The sequence below is a fragment of the Flavonifractor sp. An306 genome (assembly GCF_002159455.1).
Lineage (GTDB): Bacteria > Bacillota > Clostridia > Oscillospirales > Oscillospiraceae > Flavonifractor.
On the sequence record NZ_NFIQ01000067.1, the window covers coordinates 1 to 18,885 of the forward strand.

General features: G+C 59.8%; 24 protein-coding genes and 2 pseudogenes. 9 read left to right on the forward strand and 17 right to left on the reverse strand.

Annotation, left to right across the window (positions count from 1 at the left end):
• Positions 1-598: 598 nt before the first annotated feature.
• The 7 genes from B5F88_RS14730 to B5F88_RS14760 all read right to left on the reverse strand — a co-directional run bounded on the left by B5F88_RS14730 (position 599) and on the right by B5F88_RS14760 (position 4,069).
• The gene (locus B5F88_RS14730; RefSeq protein ID WP_087347666.1) at positions 599-1,243 is read right to left on the reverse strand and encodes a sigma-70 family RNA polymerase sigma factor; all 645 of its coding nucleotides are present in this window, start codon (positions 1,241-1,243) and stop codon (positions 599-601) included.
• Positions 1,244-1,565: 322 nt separating this feature from the next.
• Complete coding sequence (locus tag B5F88_RS14735; RefSeq protein WP_087347668.1) at positions 1,566-2,324, reverse strand: hypothetical protein; 759 nt, start codon at positions 2,322-2,324, stop codon at positions 1,566-1,568.
• 38 nt (positions 2,325-2,362) lie between these two features.
• A complete protein-coding gene (locus B5F88_RS14740; RefSeq protein ID WP_087347670.1) occupies positions 2,363-2,761 on the reverse strand; it encodes a hypothetical protein in 399 nt (132 codons plus the stop codon).
• Positions 2,762-2,939: 178 nt separating this feature from the next.
• Entirely contained in the window at positions 2,940-3,146 is a 207-nt protein-coding gene (locus B5F88_RS14745) for a hypothetical protein (protein WP_087347672.1), read from the reverse strand.
• A gap of 198 nt (positions 3,147-3,344) precedes the next feature.
• Positions 3,345-3,683, reverse strand: coding sequence for a hypothetical protein (locus B5F88_RS14750; RefSeq protein WP_087347674.1), 339 nt, complete (start codon positions 3,681-3,683; stop codon positions 3,345-3,347).
• 11 nt (positions 3,684-3,694) lie between these two features.
• Entirely contained in the window at positions 3,695-3,874 is a 180-nt protein-coding gene (locus B5F88_RS14755) for a helix-turn-helix domain-containing protein (protein WP_087347676.1), read from the reverse strand.
• Between the two features lie 3 nt (positions 3,875-3,877).
• Positions 3,878-4,069, reverse strand: a complete 192-nt coding sequence (locus B5F88_RS14760; RefSeq protein WP_087347679.1) for a helix-turn-helix domain-containing protein — start codon at positions 4,067-4,069, stop codon at positions 3,878-3,880.
• A gap of 127 nt (positions 4,070-4,196) precedes the next feature.
• On the opposite strand from B5F88_RS14760, the gene B5F88_RS14765 reads away from it, so the two are divergent.
• The 3 genes from B5F88_RS14765 (at position 4,197) to B5F88_RS14775 (ending at position 6,575) form a co-directional block, all read left to right on the forward strand.
• The gene (locus B5F88_RS14765) at positions 4,197-4,637 is read left to right on the forward strand and encodes a helix-turn-helix transcriptional regulator (protein WP_087347680.1); all 441 of its coding nucleotides are present in this window, start codon (positions 4,197-4,199) and stop codon (positions 4,635-4,637) included.
• Positions 4,638-4,702: 65 nt separating this feature from the next.
• On the forward strand, positions 4,703-5,272 hold the full coding sequence (locus B5F88_RS14770; RefSeq protein WP_087347682.1) for a Uma2 family endonuclease: 570 nt from the start codon (positions 4,703-4,705) through the stop codon (positions 5,270-5,272).
• Positions 5,273-5,405: 133 nt separating this feature from the next.
• Positions 5,406-6,575, forward strand: a complete 1,170-nt coding sequence (locus tag B5F88_RS14775; RefSeq protein WP_087347685.1) for a site-specific integrase — start codon at positions 5,406-5,408, stop codon at positions 6,573-6,575.
• Positions 6,576-6,687: 112 nt separating this feature from the next.
• Here the strand turns inward: B5F88_RS14775 and B5F88_RS14780 are convergent, their stop codons facing one another.
• Positions 6,688-7,674 carry a biotin--[acetyl-CoA-carboxylase] ligase gene (locus B5F88_RS14780; protein WP_087347687.1) on the reverse strand — a complete coding sequence of 329 codons (987 nt, stop codon included), beginning with the start codon at positions 7,672-7,674 and terminating at the stop codon, positions 6,688-6,690.
• A 128-nt stretch (positions 7,675-7,802) separates the two neighbouring features.
• Between B5F88_RS14780 and B5F88_RS14785 the strand changes: the two genes are divergently transcribed.
• From B5F88_RS14785 to B5F88_RS14805, 4 genes are all read left to right on the forward strand, one after another.
• Positions 7,803-8,336 (forward strand): biotin transporter BioY, encoded by a 534-nt coding sequence (locus B5F88_RS14785; protein WP_087347689.1) that lies wholly within the window; start codon positions 7,803-7,805, stop codon positions 8,334-8,336.
• Between the two features lie 64 nt (positions 8,337-8,400).
• Positions 8,401-8,691: a sporulation protein YabP gene (gene yabP / locus B5F88_RS14790; protein WP_087347691.1), complete on the forward strand. Its 291-nt coding sequence runs from the start codon at positions 8,401-8,403 to the stop codon at positions 8,689-8,691.
• A gap of 494 nt (positions 8,692-9,185) precedes the next feature.
• Complete coding sequence (locus tag B5F88_RS14800) at positions 9,186-9,461, forward strand: septum formation initiator family protein (RefSeq protein ID WP_087347694.1); 276 nt, start codon at positions 9,186-9,188, stop codon at positions 9,459-9,461.
• A gap of 29 nt (positions 9,462-9,490) precedes the next feature.
• Positions 9,491-9,928, forward strand: coding sequence for a S1 RNA-binding domain-containing protein (locus B5F88_RS14805; protein ID WP_087347696.1), 438 nt, complete (start codon positions 9,491-9,493; stop codon positions 9,926-9,928).
• A gap of 55 nt (positions 9,929-9,983) precedes the next feature.
• On the opposite strand, the gene B5F88_RS14810 is transcribed toward B5F88_RS14805, so the two are convergent.
• The 7 genes from B5F88_RS14810 to B5F88_RS14840 form a co-directional block, all read right to left on the reverse strand.
• Positions 9,984-10,226: an RNA-binding S4 domain-containing protein gene (locus B5F88_RS14810; RefSeq protein ID WP_087347698.1), complete on the reverse strand. Its 243-nt coding sequence runs from the start codon at positions 10,224-10,226 to the stop codon at positions 9,984-9,986.
• A gap of 55 nt (positions 10,227-10,281) precedes the next feature.
• On the reverse strand, positions 10,282-10,557 hold the full coding sequence (locus B5F88_RS14815; RefSeq protein WP_087347700.1) for an HU family DNA-binding protein: 276 nt from the start codon (positions 10,555-10,557) through the stop codon (positions 10,282-10,284).
• A gap of 69 nt (positions 10,558-10,626) precedes the next feature.
• Positions 10,627-11,409, reverse strand: a complete 783-nt coding sequence (gene mazG, locus B5F88_RS14820) for a nucleoside triphosphate pyrophosphohydrolase (protein ID WP_087347703.1) — start codon at positions 11,407-11,409, stop codon at positions 10,627-10,629.
• 38 nt (positions 11,410-11,447) lie between these two features.
• Positions 11,448-13,202, reverse strand: a complete 1,755-nt coding sequence (locus tag B5F88_RS14825) for a polysaccharide biosynthesis protein (protein WP_242959818.1) — start codon at positions 13,200-13,202, stop codon at positions 11,448-11,450.
• Positions 13,203-13,214: 12 nt separating this feature from the next.
• The gene (locus B5F88_RS14830) at positions 13,215-14,516 is read right to left on the reverse strand and encodes an amidohydrolase (protein WP_087347705.1); all 1,302 of its coding nucleotides are present in this window, start codon (positions 14,514-14,516) and stop codon (positions 13,215-13,217) included.
• Positions 14,517-14,555: 39 nt separating this feature from the next.
• Positions 14,556-15,383 carry a purine-nucleoside phosphorylase gene (locus tag B5F88_RS14835; RefSeq protein ID WP_087347707.1) on the reverse strand — a complete coding sequence of 276 codons (828 nt, stop codon included), beginning with the start codon at positions 15,381-15,383 and terminating at the stop codon, positions 14,556-14,558.
• Between the two features lie 62 nt (positions 15,384-15,445).
• Complete coding sequence (locus tag B5F88_RS14840; RefSeq protein ID WP_087347709.1) at positions 15,446-15,838, reverse strand: zinc ribbon domain-containing protein; 393 nt, start codon at positions 15,836-15,838, stop codon at positions 15,446-15,448.
• Positions 15,839-16,151: 313 nt separating this feature from the next.
• On the opposite strand from B5F88_RS14840, the gene B5F88_RS14845 reads away from it, so the two are divergent.
• Positions 16,152-16,985, forward strand: a complete 834-nt coding sequence (locus B5F88_RS14845) for a fumarate hydratase (RefSeq protein ID WP_087347711.1) — start codon at positions 16,152-16,154, stop codon at positions 16,983-16,985.
• A gap of 1 nt (position 16,986) precedes the next feature.
• Positions 16,987-17,559, forward strand: a complete 573-nt coding sequence (locus B5F88_RS14850) for a Fe-S-containing hydro-lyase (protein ID WP_087347712.1) — start codon at positions 16,987-16,989, stop codon at positions 17,557-17,559.
• A gap of 202 nt (positions 17,560-17,761) precedes the next feature.
• Here B5F88_RS14850 and B5F88_RS14855 read toward each other — a convergent pair.
• Positions 17,762-18,412 (reverse strand): annotated as a pseudogene (locus B5F88_RS14855) (site-specific integrase); the annotation flags it as partial.
• A 49-nt stretch (positions 18,413-18,461) separates the two neighbouring features.
• A pseudogene (locus B5F88_RS14860) lies at positions 18,462-18,779 on the reverse strand (tyrosine-type recombinase/integrase); the annotation flags it as partial.
• Positions 18,780-18,885: the final 106 nt, after the last annotated feature.

Consider the following 18,885-nt stretch of genomic DNA (forward strand, 5'->3'; position numbering starts at 1 on the left):
ACCAGATACGACAAGCTGGACACCTCCTTCTTGGCCTTCGTTCACCTTGCCGCCATTGCAATTCTGTTGACTTAGAACAAGTCTCCTGATTTTTCAAACAAGCCCTAGCCCCTTGATCCGTTCGGCCAAGGAGATAATCTGTTGACACCCCAAATACATCTGCCAGGGCGCACACAGTTTCCGTGGACGGGTCAGCTTCTCCCCGCTCGTACAGCCCTATCATGTTCCGGCTGAGACCGCATAGCTGAGAAAGAGCACTCCTGGATAGATGCTTCCTTTCTCGCAGATCCTTGATTCTGCTGCGTAAGACCCCATTCACAGGCTCACCCCAACTTTTATTTTCTGATGGATCTAAATTCCCAAGCGCTTGGCATTTTCTCTTGAAGGCAGAAGGCCGGCAAAGGTATTTCCATGAGCGGCGTTGCGTGGCCTGGATTACCGCCCGCTCGTTCCGTCAGAGAGCCGGCCGCCCAGCAGCCGTTATATAGGCCCCCGCGCTACACTCCAGCAGAGAGGCCACACACCCACCAGCAAGTGGCATTCACCACCAGACCCCCCACCCGGGGCAGCTTGCGCGGCCATTATCCCCACCAGCTAATCACAGGTACTCCCGTAACCCCCGGGACACGGCGGGCCTTCTAAGGGCCCGTAACGCCTCCTGGTGCGTCTTTGGGTCAACGGGCTGCCCAGCCCAATAGCGCAGGATCACCGCCCGGCGCTGGTCCTCTGGCAATCCTGACAGAGCCTGCCGGACCGCTGCCCGTCTGCGCCTTGCAAAATCCAGCTCCACCACCCGCTCCACATCCCGCTCCGCCGATTTATCCGGGATCACATCCGCCAGAAAGATTTGTTTCCCCTCTCCGTCCTGTAGCGGCATTTCAAGCGACATACTTGTTTGCAGAGGATCCATTCTGTCTCGCTGGGTTCTCTGCCCTGACGACGCAGTAAACGCGGCCTTTAACCGCATGGCATACCAGGTGAGAAAGCGTCCTTCCCCGTTTTTCCAGCTCCCTAGGGCGTCCAGCATGGCTAAAAAGCCCACCTGGGCATAGTCCTCTACCTCCATGCCATGGCCGTGGTATGCTGCCCACTTTTTGCCCTGCTGCCATGCAAACCGCCGTACCTGTTCCCACAGTTCCAGAACCTTTCCACGCTCCCCGCTCTGGATCATGCTTGCGAGTTCTTCATTGGTCATGTAGATGCACCCCGCCTTTTCAAAACTCCCGTGTCCAACCAGCCCCACGGCGGCCCCCTCCGCTCTCCGAAGTGTGAGGGTATCCAGCGCCTGACAGCATCCCAATACGAGCGGATATCTTGGGCACAGCCAGTCTGTGGGCGGCCATAATCACCGCTCAGCCTGCCAAATTGGCCCCGCAGGCATTCGCTTGCTAAGATGTTTTCCGGGTGCCTGCCGCCTGGCCTCAGCTGAACCGCGCCCGCTCACCTGCGCGCAAGAGGCTTAGCAAAGCTTATCCTGTTTTCGCCTCTAGCATAGCGCACGGTATGGGGAGGAGGCAATGCGCAAGCTGTTGATTCTACATGCCCTGTTCTAAAGTTATATCTCACTATAAACAAGACATAAGAGGCCACGGGCCGCGCCTCTGTGGGGGTTCCTCGCCCCAGTGCTTAGGTGGAAAATAATACTTTATATAGCAGTAGCTACCGAACTCTGTAACTTTCTCCTCCCATTCGAGTACGTGCGCCCCGATAGGCGGCGACAGGGTTTCATCGTTGCCTACATAGCTGTATGTAACCTTTGGCTTATCCAGATTCTTGCTTGGCGTCCACATCTGCGCTCCAACCGGGCGGCCCTGAGCCCCCTCTTTTGTCATGTATTCCGCCCAGGTCGCATATTCCCGACATCCAAGGTATTCAATGTCAATCACATCCCCATGGGGCCACAGGCTTCGGATGGTTTCAATATCCCGCTCGGTGGCGTTCATGATAATATGATGGTGTAATTTACCGTCTCCGTGCTTTTCCTCTGTGACGTAAATATACTTAAATGGAATCCCTGCGGTTTTTCTGACTTCCCTCATATTCCGCAGGAATTTGCGCACATTGAGTACCGCTCCAGCTCTCTTTGCCGGCAGGTCTTTGAGGCGATAGGTCAAGGTGAGGAACAGATCATGACGTTTGAAGTTGGCCGCTATCGACATTTCCAACCGCCCCCGCGCGGTTTTGTCATTCATGGCCTTCTGTGCGGCGCTGGTCATGCGGGACTTGGCCGCCCGTACCCGGGGGCCGTCCCTGGGCTCCGGAGCTGTATAAATCACGGTCTTTATCAGGTCGCCGGCCACTATGGTCTTTTTCCGCTTTGCCATATACTGCTCCTTTCTCTGGCGCCCCAATTCTGGCGCGGTTACTTGGAGAAACGCAAATCCCCGCCATCAGCGGGGAAACGATAGTATCTGCCTGGTATCCAGTGGAACCACTCTACCCGCTCGGTTCCTTCCGGCCCGAGAATCACAATGGTTTCATCACGGCCGTCTACGATTCCCGCTGATCCTGAGGAATACTCGGGGCGCTCCAGGTATACCGCCATTCCGTGCATCCGTTTCAGATGCTCCCTGGTAAGCGGCGGGTTTTCCATCCGCAGGGCCGCATATCTGGCCGCCTCCAATGCCGCTGCCAGTATGGCCCGCTCCCGTTCCTGCGCCTCTCTGCTGCGCTGATTATCAAAGGGGATGTTTTGCATAACCTTTAGGGCTTTTACCGTGTTGCGGTAATCCTCCGCCGTGTATGTCAGATATTGGTCCATGCTGATTCCATCCTTTGTTTGAAACGTCCGCGGGGGTACGGCGATCTGCCATACCCCCGCAGATGTTCCGTTTCTCCTATTTTGCGGCCCGGTTTTGGGCGGTTCTCACGCCCTTTGCCCGCCCATACTCAAAAGCAAGGCACAAGGCGTCTATAGAAGCATTTTCAACCAATGTTCTTCATCCAGTAACGAATTTCTTTTTCAGCTCCTGGTTTGCTTTCTCTATACAGGTAGAAACCTCATCTGGGGAAGCGCAGGTGATAAAAGCGTGCCACCCGCCGGAGCGGTCTCTCTGAAAAACAGAGACATGTTCCACTTCTGATGGAAGTATTTCAATGCGTATCATCTCAAAGCGAACAGGTAAATGGATGATATTACTTGTCATGCCCGTGCCTCCTCTCTGATGATCAGCCTCACTATGCGGAGGATCAGATCCAGCTGCCTGTCACTGGCCCGCTCGGTCAGACGGGAAAGCTCCGTCCGGGTTTCATTGGTGGTCATGTACGATAACTCCTCTCTTCAACTTCCAGGCGGCATGAGGTTTCTCGCTGTGCCTAAAATCCCCATTGCGGCCATATTCCCTTTACCGTGTCAGACTTCCCGCCGGCAGCTGGTGTGTGCTCCGGCCGGTTCGGGAGCTCCGCATAGTGCTGTTCCCGAAAGGGCCCGCCCGGTGCTCACAGCGCCGGCCGGGCTCTTTTGCGTCCTCACAGTCGCAGCGCTCGCCCGGATCCAGGTTCGCCCCACAATTCGGACATACTTTGTAATACATGGAAAAGCCTCCTTTCTTGAAATTCACAATCGCTTGGCAATTTGCCAGGCCCATACACAGGTACGCCGCACCCACCAGGGCCAGCATCAGAGGAATACACTCGGCACAGACGCAGGCCGCCAGGGCCAGCACGGCGGCCATACGTTCCATAATGGTCCGCCTCATAGCTGTTTGCCTGCCTGCTCTTCCAGCCACCGGGCCAGGCTCTCACAGGGGATCAGGATTCGATTGCCCACCCTCACCGCCGGAAAGCTGGCTACATGGGCCAGATTGTAGACGGCCTGCACCCCTACGCCCAGCACTTCCGCCGCCTCCGGCACCGAATAAGCCAGTTTTTCCATGATTTACGCCTCCTCTTCCAGAATCTCCGGTCCCAGGACAGCAGCTAGTTTCTCCGCTGTGGTTTTGGCACACGATTTTCCGTGTTTAACCCCACTTATCGTTACTCTGGATACTCCGGCTGCCTCCGCCAGGCGGAGTATTGTAATATCCTTCTTGGCGAGAGCTGCCGCAAATTTTACACGGTCAATACGCATATTAACGCTCCTAACCCTTTTGTGTTATACAAGGGTTAGCACACGCCTATGTGTTTGTCAATGTCTTTTTACAAACCTTCTTGTGTTTTCTTTCTTTGCGTGTTATCATTTGTATGGGGTGATTTCCATGAGCACCGGACAACGCATTAAAGCAGCCAGAATAAAAGCCGGTATGACACAAGCAGAACTTGCAGAAAAGTTGCACATTCCTTATCAGAGTGTAAGCAAATGGGAACGCGATTTGCGTAAACCAAAATTTGAAACTTTACAACGTATTGCTAAAGCCCTTAATATTGAAGTGCAGGCATTAGATGAGCGATTTGCTACTCGTGTGGTTTTTGAGGATTTCTTTAAAGATGGGCCTGCCCCATCTCGTATGCCTGATTTTTTATTTACAAACTCAGATGGAAACTTTATACAAATTTCTATGGAGACAGTGGTTGGCCAACTTATTTATAGTTTTTCAAATCTCAACGAAATAGGGCAACAAGAGGCTGTCCGCCGCGTAGATGAATTAACTGAAGTTCCTAAATATCAACGCAAAAATTCTCTAAATAATAAAGAATAAAGCCTCCCCTGGTTTTGGTGCAATGAAATAGGGCGGTTGAAGAAAATTAGTCAGGAGGTGTAATTATGCCCCTACCCAAAGAAACTCGCTATACCCTTGCCGATGTGCTGGCCTGGCCGGAGCAGGAGCGGGCCGAACTGATAGAGGGAGCGCCGGTGCTTATGGCCCCGCCTTCCCGCATCCATCAAGAGATTGTGTCGGAACTCATCCGCCAGTTGGGAAACTATTTGGACGGGAAAACGTGCCGTGCCTACCCAGCGCCCTTTGGCGTCCGCCTCTTTGAGCGAGCGGGAGACCGGCCGGAAAACGTGGATACCATGGTGGAGCCCGATGTTTCCATCGTGTGCGACCCCGGCAAGCTGGATGAACTGGGCTGCAAAGGTGCGCCGGATATGGTGGCGGAGGTCTTGTCCCCTTCTACCCAGCGCCATGACCGGCTTGTGAAATACAACCTGTACCAGCGGGCGGGCGTCCGGGAGTATTGGATTGTGGATCCAGAAAACAAGACGGTACAGGTGAGTATCCTGGAGGACGGTCGTTACCGCCTGGCCGAGGTCTATACCGCCCAGGACATTGCAAAGGTCAACGTGCTGGACGGCTGCTTTGTGGAGCTCTCCAAGCTCTTCCGGGGCTGAGCACGAAAAAAGCCGCCCCTGGTGCAGCAACACCAGAGGCGGCAAGAGCGATTATGAGACCTGACAAGAATCAAAACCGCGCCCATATTGTACCATAGACCGGCGAGCGGGCGCAAGTGGAAAGGAGAGCTGTATGGGCAGAAAAGCAGCGTCGGGCGCCGGCACTATCCGCAAGAAAACCGTGACCCGCTCGGGAAAGGAATACACCTATTGGGAAGCCCGCTTCACTGTTGGCCGCGACCCCGGCACCGGCAAGCAGATCCAGCGGAGCATAACCGGGAAAACACAGAAGGAGGTAGCCCAGCGCCTCAAAGCGGCCACTCTGGCTGTTGACCAGGGCACCTACATCACACCTACAAAAATGACCGTTGGGGCGTGGCTGGACACATGGGCGGCGGAATACCTGGGAGGTGTAAAGCCCGCTACCGTTCAGGTGTACAAGAATAATGTCCGTCTGCATATCAAGCCGGCCCTGGGCGCGGTGGGGCTTTCTGAGCTGCGCCCTCATATGGTGCAGAGGTTTATCAACGGCTTGGAGCTCTCCCCGGCCTCCGTCCGGCTGGCCTATAAGGTGCTTCACCAGGCGTTGGAAAAGGCTGTGAAGCTGGACTACATACCCAGGAACCCGGCGTCTGATTGTCAGCTCCCCAGAATGGAGCGGAAAGAAATTCTTCCCCTGGATGATGAGCAGGCCGCCGCACTCCTTCTGGCAGTCAAAGGCGGCCGCCTGGAGCTGCTGGTTTCTGTCGCTCTGTTCACCGGCTGCCGCCTTTCCGAGCTGCTGGGCCTGACCTGGGATTGTGTGGATTTTCAGAAAGGTACAATCCTGATCTCCAAGCAGCTTGTCAGGCCGGAGCACCGGGCGGAAAGCGGCTTGTTTATTTCCCCAAAGAATGGAAAGCCACGTACGATTACCCCGGCGCCCTCCGTTTTGAAAACCCTGAAAGAGCAGCGGAGACGCCAGGCCGAAACGAGGATCAAGGCCGGCCCGTTGTGGGATAACCCCCACGGCCTGACCTTCACAGATCAGATTGGCAGGCCGCTGCTCCAGCAGACTGTGGAAGGGTGGTTTTCCGCCGCGGTCAAGGCCGCCGGTTTGGAAGGTGTGCGTTTTCATGATCTCCGCCATACATATGCGGTCAACGCCATTCGAGCGGGTGACGATATCAAAACCATACAAGGCAACTTGGGCCACGCCAGCGCCGGCTTTACCCTGGACCGATACGGCCACTTCACGGAGCGCATGAAGCAGGACAGCGCCGCCCGCATGGAGGGCTTTATCAAGGCTGTTTTCAGTTCGTAAGGGAAAATATAAGGGAAAAACGGCCCGCATGGAAGCTAAAAAGCTCCGTGCGGGCCTTGCAATTCCTAGACTTTCTTTTTTCGACAGTTCGCAACCAGTGGTTGCGGAAGGGTCAGACGTACCCCAGAAGCCCCCGGACCGACACCTCGCCGGAGGAGAGGACCTCCTCCCCACCGTCCTTCCAGGCCACCCGGAGGGAGAAGTCCTCCTCCACACCCAGGGCCGTGCCCTCCCGCTCCCCGGCGCCGGAGAGCACCCGGACCGGCTTTCCTACGGTGAGGCAGTCCGCCCGGTAGCGGGCCAGCCACCCTTCCCGCTGCTGGGGAAATCCGGCATACAGCCGGTCCAGGCTGTCCAGCAGGGCCCGGGCCACCTCCGCCCGGCGTGGGGCCCACCCCAGGGCCTGGGCCAGGGAGATGGCCACCGGGGCCACCTCCGGCCCGAAGTCGGCCTCGGTCTGGCTGATATTTACGCCGATGCCCACCACCACGTACCGCAGGGCGGCGGTCTCGGCCTCCAGCTCCAGCTCGGTGAGGATGCCGCACAGCTTGCGCCCCTCCAGGATCACGTCGTTGGGCCACTTGATGCCGGGGCGCACCCCGCACAGCTCCTCAATGGCGTCGCACACCGCCACCGCCGACCATGCGGTGAGGGCGGGCACCTCGCCCAACGGGCAGTCCGGCTTCAACAGCGCGGACAGGTAGAGCCCCTTCCCCGGCGGGGACACAAAGCTCCGGCCCCGGCGCCCCCGGCCGCCGGTCTGCTCCCCGGCCACCACCGTCAGGCCGTCGGGCACCTCCCCCACCGCCCGGCGCTTAATTTCATTGTTGGTAGAATCCACCTGGTCCAGGCACACCAGCTCCCGGCCCACCCGGCGGTCCGGCCGGCTCAGCTCCCCCGGGGAGAGCAGATCCGGGGATTTTTCCAGCCAATACCCCCGCCGGGGGGCGGAGGAGATCTCATACCCCTCCTGGCGCAGGGTCTCCATGGCCTTCCACACCGCCGCCCGGCTCACCCCCAGCGTCCGGCTCATGGCCTCTCCGGAGAGGGGCTCCCCCTCCCGCTGCCGCAGCAGCGCCAGCACATCGTCCCGCAGCATGTCCATCCCTCCTTTTCCCCATTGTACCGTGGGAAAAGCGTTCATGTCAACCAATTTTCTGTTTTGGTTGACATTTCTTCATTTGTAAACTAAAATAATAAATCAGTTTACAATATGGAGGGACATCTATGCAAACACGACAACTGGCGGCCACGGCGCTGATGGCCGCCCTGCTGGCCCTGTGCGCCTGGCTCACCATCCCCACGGTGGTGCCCTTTACCATGCAGACCTTCGGCATTTTCCTGGCGGTGGGCCTGCTGGGGGGAAAGCTGGGCAGTCTGGCGGTGGGGGTGTACCTGCTGCTGGGCATTGTGGGCCTGCCGGTGTTTTCCGGCTTTTCCGGCGGGATCGGGACCCTGGCCGGAGTCACGGGAGGCTATCTGCTGGGCTTTCTCCTCGTCGCCCTGGTGATGTGGCTGGCTGAGCGGCTCTTCGGCACGGGCACGGCGGTCTTTGTCCTGTCCGGCCTGGTGGGGCTGGCGGTGTGCTACGCCTTCGGCACAGCCTGGTTCCTGGTGCTCTACACCCGGTCCACCGGTCCCATCGGGCTGTGGAGCGTGCTGTGGAGCTGCGTGCTCCCCTTCGTGATCCCCGACCTGTGCAAGCTGGCTCTGGCCCTGGTCCTGCGCCGGCGGCTGCGGCGGGCCCTTCCCGCCGGCTAGGGCATATCCCGCCCTCCTGTCCCATATAGATAGACAAGACTATGTGGGAAAGGCGGGGTAGCGTATGCCCTATGAGGACAATCGGGGGCGGCCGGAGACGGCCCACCATATCATTGTGGAGGAACGGGAACGGCTGTCGGTCTCCGGGGTGGAGGAGGTGGAGCGGTTTGACGAGAACACCATCGTCATGACCACCGTCCGGGGCACTCTGGTGATCCAGGGGGAAAATCTGCATATTGAAAAGCTGAGCCTGGACGGAGGCGACCTGAAGGTGGAGGGGGACATCGACGCGCTGAGCTACGAGGACAGCGGCCGGAGCTCCTCCGGGGGCCTGCTGTCCCGGCTGTTCCGCTGAGATGGCCGGGCCGCTGGGCTGGCAGGTTCTCTTTCTGGCCGGCGCGGCGGCGCTGGGCCTGGGGGTGGGCCTGCTGTACGACCTGTTCCGGGTCATGCGGGTACGTATCCCCCTCCCGCTGCTGGGCGGGGTGCTGGACCTGCTGTTCTGGCTGGTGGTGACGGCGGGGCTGTTCGTCTACACCACCGCCGCCGGCAACGGGGAGGTCCGGTTCTACATGCTCGGCGCGGTGCTGCTGGGGGCGGTGGTCTACTTCTGGCTGGCCAGCCGGTGGGTGCTGAAGGGGGCCTACGCCGCGGCGGATCTTGTGGCCATCTTGTGGAAGCTCATTACCTTTCCGCTGCGAATCCTTCTGCTGCTAAGTAAAAAACTTGAAGAAACCGCAAAAAAGTCCTTCCATTATCGGCGAAAGTGGTATAAAATAAAGCTACTATCCAGGGAAATGGACGAGATACGCCGGGCGGCGGAATGCCAGGTGGGGAAAGGAGTCGGGAATGAAGGTAAAAAAAGCGTCTCTTCTGACCAAAATCGTCATTCTGGCTCTGCTCATCGGCGCCGCCACCACACTGCTGAATCTCCAGAACAAGCTGGCCGTGGCTCAGGAGGACCTGGCCCAGGCCCAGGCAGAGGTAGCCGCCCAGCGGCAGGTCAACGCCGACCTGTCCGACGCGGTGGAAAACAGCGGTGACCCGGAGCGGCAGGCCGACATCGCCAGGGATAAGCTGGGTCTGGTGACGCCGGGGGAGTATGTCTTCTATTTCACCGATTGAATTTAAAAGAGAGGATTTTGCTGGCAGTTATGGAGTTTGGTGTTGGTTCGATTGTGGAAGGAAAGGTCACGGGGATCACGAAGTTCGGCGCCTTTGTCGCCTTGCCGGAGGGCAAGTCGGGATTGGTGCACATCTCTGAGATCGCCTATACCTATGTCAATGATGTGAAGGAGCATCTGAAGGAAGGTCAGGAGGTCAAGGTCAAGGTCATCGGCATTGACGAAAACGGCCGCATCAACCTCTCCATCAAGAAGGCGATGGACCCCCCGCCCCGTCCCGCGGGTCAGGGCCGGCCCGGCGGACGTCCCGCCGGCCACGGCGGCGCGGGATTCCGCGGCAAGCCCGCGCCGGCGGAGCCCACCAGCTTTGAAGACCGGCTGAAGCAGTTTATGGCCGCCTCGGACAGCAAGCTGTCCGAGCTGCGCCAGGCGGAGCGGCGCAGCTCCCGCCGGGGCGGCCGGAGATAAGGGAACATAAAAAGGTCCCGACCGTATGGTCGGGACCTTTTTATACCTGTTCCGGTCAGAGCAGCTCCTTGTACAAGGCGGAGGCCTCCGCCTTCCCGGCGTGCTCGGTAACCGAGAGCACCTCCACCTTCACCGTGCGCTCGCCGAAGCGCAGCTCCAGCACGTCGCCCTCCTTCACCTCATAGCTGGCCTTCACCGGCCGGCCGTTGGCGGTAACCCGCTGGTTGTCGCAGGCCTCGTTGGCCACCGTGCGGCGCTTGATGAGCCGGGAGACCTTGAGCCATTTATCCAGTCGCATACTGATCCTCCTGAAAAAAGGACCGCCGCGTCACGGCGGCGGTCCCACAGTGTTGTTACTGAGATACGATATCCTTCAGCGCCTTGCCGGGCTTGAACACAGGCACCTTGGAGGCGGGGATCTTGATGCTCTCCTTGGTCTTGGGATTGCGGCCGATGCGCTCGGCGCGGCTCTTCACCTCAAAGGCGCCAAAGCCCACCAGCTGCACCTTGTCGCCCTCGGCCAGGCACTGGGAAATCACTTCGATGGCGGCGTTCACAGCGCTCTCAGTATCCTTCTTGGACAGACCGGCCTTCTCCGCGGCCGCGTTAATGAGTTCAGCCTTATTCATGTCGATCATTCCTCCTGTGTTTCACGGGCATATACCCGCCATTTGTTTATACTTAAGGCGTCGCCGCCTTTAAGTCTCCTTGGCCCGCTCCCACAGCTGATCCAGCTCGGCCAGGGTCATCTCCGTCATGGGACGCTCCCCTGCCTGCTCCTCCACCTTGCGGAACCGGCCAATGAACTTATCTGTGGCCTGATTCAGGGCGTCCTCGCAGTCCACCCCTAAAAACCGGGATACATTTACCGCCGAAAACAGCAGATCCCCCAGCTCCTCGGCCACGTTGGTGCCCTGGGCTGCCGCCTGGCGCAGCTCCTCCAGCTCCTCGGAGAGCTTGTCCAGTGCGCCGGACACCTCCGGCCAGTCGAAGCCGACCTTTTTGGCCTTCTTCTGCACCTTCTCCGCCCGCCAAAGCGCGGGGAGCGATCTGGCCACCGCCTCCAGCGCGTCGGTGTTGGTGGCCTGTCCCTTTTCCTTGCGCTTGAGCTCCTCCCAGTTGGTCAGCACCTCTCCGGTGCCCGACACCGCCACGTCCCCAAACACATGGGGGTGGCGGTAGATGAGCTTCTTGCACACCCCGTCGGCCACGCCGTCCAGGTCGAACCGGCCGGCCTCCTGTTCCATCCGGGCGTGAAACACCACCTGAAGCAGCACGTCGCCCAGCTCCTCCTTCAGGTGGTCGGGATTTTCCTCGTCGATGGCCTCCACCGCCTCGTAGGCCTCCTCCAGGAAATTGCGGCGGATGGACTGGTGGGTCTGCTCCGCGTCCCAGGGACAGCCCCCGGGCGCGCGGAGAATACGGACGATTTCCTCTAAGTCTTTGACGTTATAGGAATCCTTATACTGAAAATCTACCATATTTCAAGGCCTCCTGCAACCTTTTTTTCCAAAAAAGCTCACTGAATATGCAGGAGCTTCGCAATTTTATCCCCTTTGGGCATCATTTCCAGGTCGTCCTTGGAGAGAACCCGCAGCAGTACCACCAGAATGGCGTACACCACCACGCCCACCAGGATGGCCCCGGCGGTAGCCACGGCGTTCATCAGGAAGGAGCCGGAGAACACCCGGCTCAGCAGACCGTGGCTGGCCCAGGCGGCCGCCCCCATAATGGCGGAGGCGATGAGGGGCTTGATAAAGACCAGGTGATACCGGGGGGGATGGGGCACCATCCGCTTGATAATGAGCAGATTGAGCACGCCCACCACCACAAAGCAGGTCAGGGTGCCGATGGGGGCGCCGTAGATCATGATCTTGGGGTTGCCCACCAGGGTATAGCTCACCAGCACCTTGCACACACCGCCGATGACCATGGTGATAATGGGCAGGTTGACGATGCCGTTGGCCTGGAGGATGGAGGAGGCCACCACCTGGATGCACACGAAGATGGAGGCGATGCCCAGAATGGACAGCAGGGGGCCCGCGATGGACACGTCCACATTGCCCACGGTGAGCAGGTTGATGATGGGGCCGCCCAGGGTCAGCAGGCCGAAGCCGCAGGGCAGGGTCACCAGGGCGGAGATGCGCAGGGCGGACTCGGTGGTGCGCCGGGCGCCCCGGCCGTCCCGCCGGGCAATGCAGGCGGACACGCCGGGGACGATGCAGGCGGTAAAGGGCACCATCAGGTTAAAGGGCAGGTTGTAGACGCTCATGGTCTTGCTGTAAATGCCGTAGAGGGTGCGGGCGGAGTCCAGCACCGGATCCAGGGTGGTGTTGGGGTTGACCAGCACATCCGCCTGCCAGCTGGCCATATTCTCCTGGAACAGGGCCTCCGCCTTGGGGAAGATGCCCAGCACGCTGTTGCTCACCCCGGTGAGACCGTCTCCCATGGCGGAAAACACGCTCTGGAGCTGGCTCTGGACCAGGCCGGTGTCGATCAGGTTGACCACCGACAGGGTGCAGGAGGCCAGGCTGATGGGAATGGCCAGCTTCAGCATGCGCAGCAGGATGGTGCTGCTCTTGTCGGGCCGGTCGGTGGCCACCACCTTTTCCCGCCGCTTGGTGCGGATGTGGTTGACCACCAGATAGCACAGGGACAGGATGGCGCCGATGGACACGCCCACCAGGGCGCCGGCGGCGGCCAGCCGGTCCCGGGTATCCTCGGGCTGGATGGCGGAATTGAGGATCAGCATGGCCAGGGCCAGGCCCAGCACCATCTTGCACAGGGCCTCAATGACCTGGGACACGCCGGTGGGCACCATGTTCAGGTGGCCCTGGGCGTAGCCCCGGAAGGCGGAGCAGCAGGTACACAGCACCGCCGGGGACAGGGCCAGCACCGCGAACACGGCCTTCTCATTCTGCAGGACGTATTTGGCCACGATGGGGGAAAACAGGGACATGCACAAAAAGCTGATGCTCCCCATCACCAGGAAGGCGGCCAGAGCCACTCGGAACACCCGCTCCTTCTGATTGTGCAGGCCCAGGGCGTTGCACTCGCTCACCGTCTTGGACAGGGCCACCGGCAGGCCGGCGGTGGAGATGGTGAGGAACACGGTGTAGATGTTATAGGCCGCGTTGAAGTCGCCATAGGCCTCGTCGGGCAGCAGGGCGGTCAGCGGAATTTTGTAGATGGCGCCGATGATCTTGACCAGGATGGTGGTCATGGTCAAAAAGGCAGCGGCCCCGTAAAAGGTATTTTTCTTCTGGCTCGACAACGATAATCCCCCTTAAGTTTTGGAAAACAGCAGGGGCAAAGCGTAGTCAGCCATTTCCCGCTTCACCCGCTCCAGGTCGATGGTTTTGAACTCTCCATCCTGATATATGACCTTACCCCGGGCCATATTCATCACCACGTCGCTGCCGTGGGCGGCGTAGGCCAGGTTGGAGAGCACGCTGTGGCAGGGAGTCAGGTTCAGGTGGGAGAAATCCACCAGGATCAGGTCGGCCTGGTAGCCCGCCTGGATGGAGCCGGTCTTGCGGCCCAGGGCCTCGCCGCCGTTGCGGGTGGCCATGTTCAGCGCGTCCAGGGGCAGCAGGGCCAGGGGGTCGCAGTTGGCCCCATTGTGGAGGATGGCCGCAAACTTCAAGTCGCTGAAAAAGTCGGTGCAGTTGTTGGAGGAGACCCCGTCGGTACCCAGGCACACGTTGACCCCCGCCTGCTTCATGGCGGGCACCGGGGCGATGCCGCTGCCCAGCTTCAGGTTGGAGATGGGGTTGTGGATGGCGGACACGCCCTTGCGGGCCATGATCTCCCAGTCCTCCGGGGTGGTCCAGACGCAGTGGGCGGCAATGGCCCGGGTATCCCACACGCCGTAGTCGTTCAGGGTCTGGATGGGGGTCTTGCCGTGGCGGGCGATGCAGGCCTCATGCTCCGCCTTTGTCTCGGAGATGTGTACGTGCATCCCCAGGTTGTGGCTCTGGGCATAGTCCGCCATCCACTGCCACAGCTCCCGGTGGGAGGTGTACTCGCCGTGGATGGAGGCGTCCACCAGGATCTGCCCGTCGTTGTAGCCGTGCCACTTCTCGGTCAGCTCCCGCTGCACCACACAGTCGTGGTGGGTGGCAGGGTCCAGGCCGTCGCAGAACTGCACGCCGCCGCAGCTGAGGTTGGCGCTGATGCCGCTGGCCACCACCGCCTGGGCCACCGCGTCGGTGTGGCCGTACATGTCGGCGATGGTGGTGACGCCGGAGGCGATCATCTCCGCCAGACCCAGGGAGGTGCAGGCCTGAATGGCCCGGTCGTCCCACCTGGCCTCCACCGGGAAGATATAGTTGTTCAGCCAGTCCTGCAGGTTGTTGCCGTCGCCGTAGCCCCGCATGGCGGTCATGGGCACGTGGGTGTGGGCGTTGACGAAGCCGGGCATGAGCACCCGGCCCTTCCCGTCAATCTCCTCCTCAAAGTTCCCCTGGGGCCGCTGGGTCCCCACCCAGCCGATTTTATTCCCCGCCACCGTCACATAGGCGCCCGGCAGCACGGTGCCCGCCTGATCCATCAGGACGGCGGTACAGTTGTGAATGAGAATGGACATAAACCTTCGGTCTCCTTCTTCAAATTGTGGGCGGGCGGCTTACCCGATCTGTTTCAGGCAGGCCAGCACCAGCTTGGAGAACTTGTCCCGGCAGGCGGCGGCCGCCTCCAGCACCTCCTCCTCGGAGAGGGGCCGGTCCAGGATCCCGGCGGCCATGTTGGAGAGCAGGGTGAAGCCCAGCACCTGCATACCACAGTGGCCGGCCACGATCACCTCGGGGGCGGTGGACATGCCCACCGCGTCGGCCCCGGCCATGCGGGCAAAGCGCACCTCGGCGGGGGTCTCGTACTGGGGGCCGGGGAAGTACATGTATACGCCCTCCTTCAGGTCGATGCGCAGCTCCCGGGCCGTCTTGCGGGCCATCTGCTGCAGGGCGGGGGTATACAGGTGGGAGGCGTCGGGGAAGCGCACGCCGAACTGGGGCAGATTCTCGCCCCGGAGGGGGGACTCCATGAAGATCTTGATCTGGTCGGTAATCAGCATCAGATCACCGGCCTTCCAGTTCATGTTGACGCACCCGGCGGCGTTGGTGACGATGAGGGTGTCGCACCCCAGCAGCCGCAGCACCCGCACGGCGTAGCCCACCTCCTCGTAGGAGTAGCCCTCATAGTGGTGCATCCGGCCCTGCATGACGGCCACCGGCTTGCCCTCCAGGGTGCCGAACACCAGCTGGCCCTTGTGGCCGGGGGCGGTGGAGGTCTTGAAGTGGGGGATCTCCTGGTAGGGCACGGCGATGGCGTTTTCCACAATGTCCCCCATATAGCCCAGGCCGGAGCCCAGGACCATCGCCACCTTGGGCTGGAAGGAGCCGATCTTCGCCCGGATGGCGTCGGCGCTCTGCTGATACTGTTCAAAGGTATAATTCATATGCTTGTCCTCCTTTTGTACTGTCAGGAGCCGGGCGGCAAGCCGCCCGGCTGGTGGGCCCGTCAAAGTGAGGCGCCGCAGCCTCTGCAGAATTTGTCCTCCTGTCCGCACACCGCGCCGCAGGCGGGGCAGCTCTTGCTGTGGCGCAGCAGCACCACCCGCTCCCGCAGGGTCTCAATGGCGGCGGACTTCTCATCAATGTCGGCCAGCAGGTCATCCATGGCCTTGTGGTCGGTCTCCTGACCCCGGTGGGCATGATACACCATCTGGCCGATCATCCGCAGATCCTGGTCGATGTCCCCCTTCAGGTCAAAAATCTTCATGTTCAGCTTGGCCACGTCCAGCATCTGCCCGGCACACTTGCCGGCGCAGCGGGCGGTGGCGCCCGCCGCCTCCCCTACCGCCAGGGCGGTGCCCCGCACCCGCTCCAGCAATTCCTTCACCCGGTCGTCCATCGAAAAGCCCTCCTTTGGTCACCCCGGTCAAAGAGATACTAAGGTATTTTACACCTCACCGGGGAAAAAAGCAATTTATTCTATGCCGTAACCGGGAAAAAGCTGACACTTTGCCGGGCTTGTCCCTCTTTTTGCCAACCGGACGGCCGGCCGGCTCTCAGAATCAATCGCTTTTTACAGAAAATATTGTAAAATCCGGGCAGGTTGCTATAATAGGCTTACCTATACGGAGCATTCCGCCCGGCGGCCCGGCCAGGTCTCCGCCTGGTCCGCCGCCGCGGCCATTACCAGTTTGAGGAGTGAAGACAACGCCATGCGCCAACTCTCAGCCAACGCGATCACGGAAGCGGTGGCCCGGCTGTGCATCACGGCCAACACCCGCCTTCCCCAGGATGTGAAGGACACCATCTCCGCCGCCCGCCAGGCGGAGCCCTGGCCGGTGGCCCAGGACATTCTGGACAAGCTCATCGAAAACTACTCCATTGGCGGCGACGTCCCCATCTGCCAGGACACCGGCATGGCCTGCGTCTTCCTGGAGGTGGGCCAGCAGGTCTATATCGACGGGGATCTGACCCAGGCGGTGGACGAGGGGGTGCGCCGTGGCTATGCCGAGGGCTACCTGCGCAAGTCGGTGGTGGCCGACCCTCTGGACCGGGTCAACACCGGCGACAACACCCCCGCCATGCTGTACACCAGCCTGGTGCCCGGGGACCGGGTAAAGATCACCGTGGCGCCCAAGGGCTTCGGCAGCGAAAATATGAGCCGTATCGCCATGCTCAAGCCCTCCGACGGGCTGGAGGGCGTAAAGTCCTTCATTCTGGATACGGTGGAGCAGGCCGGCCCCAATCCCTGCCCCCCCATCGTGGTGGGGGTGGGCATCGGCGGCACCTTTGACAAGTGCGCCCTGCTGGCCAAGCAGGCCCTGCTGCGGGAAATGGGCTCTCATCACCCCAAGCCCTTCTATGCCGCGCTGGAGGAGGAGCTGCTGGAGCGCATCAACGCTCTGGGCATCGGCCCCCAGGGCTTTGGCGGCAGGACCACCGCCCTGGCCGTCCACATCGAGACCCTGCCCACCCATATCGCCGGCCTGCCCTGCGCGGTCAATATCAACTGCCACGTGGCCCGGCACGTTAGCGAGGTGCTTTGACATGGCCAAATATCTGACCGCTCCCCTCACCCCTGAGGTAAGCCGCAGCCTGCGGGCCGGAGAGAGCGTCTACCTCTCCGGTACCGTCTATACCGCCCGGGACGCCGCCCATAAGCGGCTGTGCGCCCTGGTGGCGGAGGACAAGCCCCTCCCCTTCCCCATCGAGGGCTCTGTCATCTACTATGTGGGCCCCTCTCCCGCCCGGCCCGGGCAGCCCATCGGCGCCGCCGGGCCCACCACCAGCTACCGCATGGACGCCTACGCCCCTACCCTGCTGCGGCTGGGAGAGCTGGGCATGATCGGCAAGGGCAAGCGCAGCTCCGAGGTGATCCAGGCCATGCGGGAGACCGGCGCGGTCTACTTTGGCGCCATCGGCGGGGCGGGCGCTCTGCTGGCCAAGTGCGTCAGGTCCGCCCAGCTGGTGTGCTATGAGGATCTGGGCGCCGAGGCCATCCGGGCGCTGCAGGTGGAAAACCTGCCCCTTACCGTGGTCATCGACAGCCTGGGAACAAACCTCTACGAGACGGGCCGGGCCGACTATCTGCGCCAATATGGGGACAACCCCGCGCTCTGATCAGAACACAAAAAATGCCGCCCATATGGGCGGCATTTTTGATAGCTTTGAAAAATCAGCGCTTGCTGAACTGGGGAGCGCGACGGGCAGCCTTGAGGCCGTATTTCAATCGTCTAAGTGCTGATTTTCCTTGATATTCCGGGCTTTTTTGAGCCTCGGCCCCTCGGTTGTCCTATTCCTTAACCCAAAAAATAGGCCACTTTTAGGAGGGGACAGCCTGATGAAATGCGGAATTTACCACTCCGAAAAGTTCCTCCGGCTTATTGTACTTCACTCTAGCGTAGATGTCCATAGTTGTCTTGCTGTTTTCATGTCCAGCAAGATACTGGACCGTCTTAGGATCAACACCAGCATACAGAAGATTGGTGATGTAGGTATGCCGCAGCAGGTGCGGTGTCACATCGAAGTCCAGGCTATACACAATGTTCGGATTGTTTTTCTGATGCCCTCCGAGACTCGGTTTGACCGTGTACCTGATACTCTGTCCATTTACATACTTATAATAGGTGCGCTCTTTAGTAGAGCGAACAACAACGTACTGCCATACCCGTTTGAACTGCGAATAGGATAAAGGCTGTCCCTCGCTGTCGGCAATCACATAATCCGATTTGGAGGTTGCCTTGGCTTCTCTCAGGCAATCCACAAGGCACTTGGGAATTGGAATATCACGTCTTGCTGCTTTCGTTTTGAGCGTTGTGGAGATGACCGGCCTGTTATGCTCTGCGCGCCATGCTCTTTGCACAGAGATGTATGGAGTAGATGCGTCCAGAAACACGCAATCCCATTGCAAGGCAAGAGCTTCTTCCCGGCGCAAACCAGAATACAGGCCAATCATGGTATGCAAAACAAAGAGCGAGACATCCTTGCCTCGCTCTTGCTTCATTTTCGATTTTGTTTGGAGCTTACACAGCGTCCCATAAAGCAAACGCACAGCCCATTGTCTTGACAAGATCCTCTGGTCTGTTGTATTTGACCTTTGCGTAAATGTCCATTGTGATTTTGCTGCTTTCATGGCCCGCCAGATATTGAACCGTTTTAGGGTCCACCGAAGAATGAATCAGGTTTGTAATGTAAGTATGCCGCAGCTGGTGCGGTGTTACCTCAAAATCCAGGCTGTAAACGACTCTACCATTATGGGCTGCTTTTTCTCCGAGAACCGGCGTAACTGTGTGTTTTACACGCTTCCCATCTTCATACCGATAATATGTTGCGTCACGTAAGTGAAGAGCACGAGTAGCAAAGTTCGGATACCCACCCGGGCAATTCCCAGCCTGCATAATTCAGGGAGGGATTTGATGCAAGACATATTGACCTGCGCCATGGGAC

Bases quoted from the DNA above. Each gene is read 5' to 3' on its own strand.
- B5F88_RS14735 (WP_087347668.1), bottom strand. From the start codon at position 2,324: ATGGCAAAGCGGAAAAAGACCATAGTGGCCGGCGACCTGATAAAGACC.
- B5F88_RS14740 (WP_087347670.1), bottom strand. From the start codon at position 2,761: ATGGACCAATATCTGACATACACGGCGGAGGATTACCGCAACACGGTA.
- B5F88_RS14745 (WP_087347672.1), bottom strand. From the start codon at position 3,146: ATGACAAGTAATATCATCCATTTACCTGTTCGCTTTGAGATGATACGC.
- B5F88_RS14750 (WP_087347674.1), bottom strand. From the start codon at position 3,683: ATGGAACGTATGGCCGCCGTGCTGGCCCTGGCGGCCTGCGTCTGTGCC.
- B5F88_RS14755 (WP_087347676.1), bottom strand. From the start codon at position 3,874: ATGGAAAAACTGGCTTATTCGGTGCCGGAGGCGGCGGAAGTGCTGGGC.
- B5F88_RS14760 (WP_087347679.1), bottom strand. From the start codon at position 4,069: ATGCGTATTGACCGTGTAAAATTTGCGGCAGCTCTCGCCAAGAAGGAT.
- B5F88_RS14765 (WP_087347680.1), top strand. From the start codon at position 4,197: ATGAGCACCGGACAACGCATTAAAGCAGCCAGAATAAAAGCCGGTATG.
- B5F88_RS14770 (WP_087347682.1), top strand. From the start codon at position 4,703: ATGCCCCTACCCAAAGAAACTCGCTATACCCTTGCCGATGTGCTGGCC.
- B5F88_RS14775 (WP_087347685.1), top strand. From the start codon at position 5,406: ATGGGCAGAAAAGCAGCGTCGGGCGCCGGCACTATCCGCAAGAAAACC.
- B5F88_RS14780 (WP_087347687.1), bottom strand. From the start codon at position 7,674: ATGCTGCGGGACGATGTGCTGGCGCTGCTGCGGCAGCGGGAGGGGGAG.
- B5F88_RS14785 (WP_087347689.1), top strand. From the start codon at position 7,803: ATGCAAACACGACAACTGGCGGCCACGGCGCTGATGGCCGCCCTGCTG.
- yabP (WP_087347691.1), top strand. From the start codon at position 8,401: ATGCCCTATGAGGACAATCGGGGGCGGCCGGAGACGGCCCACCATATC.
- B5F88_RS14800 (WP_087347694.1), top strand. From the start codon at position 9,186: ATGAAGGTAAAAAAAGCGTCTCTTCTGACCAAAATCGTCATTCTGGCT.
- B5F88_RS14805 (WP_087347696.1), top strand. From the start codon at position 9,491: ATGGAGTTTGGTGTTGGTTCGATTGTGGAAGGAAAGGTCACGGGGATC.
- B5F88_RS14810 (WP_087347698.1), bottom strand. From the start codon at position 10,226: ATGCGACTGGATAAATGGCTCAAGGTCTCCCGGCTCATCAAGCGCCGC.
- B5F88_RS14815 (WP_087347700.1), bottom strand. From the start codon at position 10,557: ATGAATAAGGCTGAACTCATTAACGCGGCCGCGGAGAAGGCCGGTCTG.
- mazG (WP_087347703.1), bottom strand. From the start codon at position 11,409: ATGGTAGATTTTCAGTATAAGGATTCCTATAACGTCAAAGACTTAGAG.
- B5F88_RS14830 (WP_087347705.1), bottom strand. From the start codon at position 14,516: ATGTCCATTCTCATTCACAACTGTACCGCCGTCCTGATGGATCAGGCG.
- B5F88_RS14835 (WP_087347707.1), bottom strand. From the start codon at position 15,383: ATGAATTATACCTTTGAACAGTATCAGCAGAGCGCCGACGCCATCCGG.
- B5F88_RS14840 (WP_087347709.1), bottom strand. From the start codon at position 15,838: ATGGACGACCGGGTGAAGGAATTGCTGGAGCGGGTGCGGGGCACCGCC.
- B5F88_RS14845 (WP_087347711.1), top strand. From the start codon at position 16,152: ATGCGCCAACTCTCAGCCAACGCGATCACGGAAGCGGTGGCCCGGCTG.
- B5F88_RS14850 (WP_087347712.1), top strand. From the start codon at position 16,987: ATGGCCAAATATCTGACCGCTCCCCTCACCCCTGAGGTAAGCCGCAGC.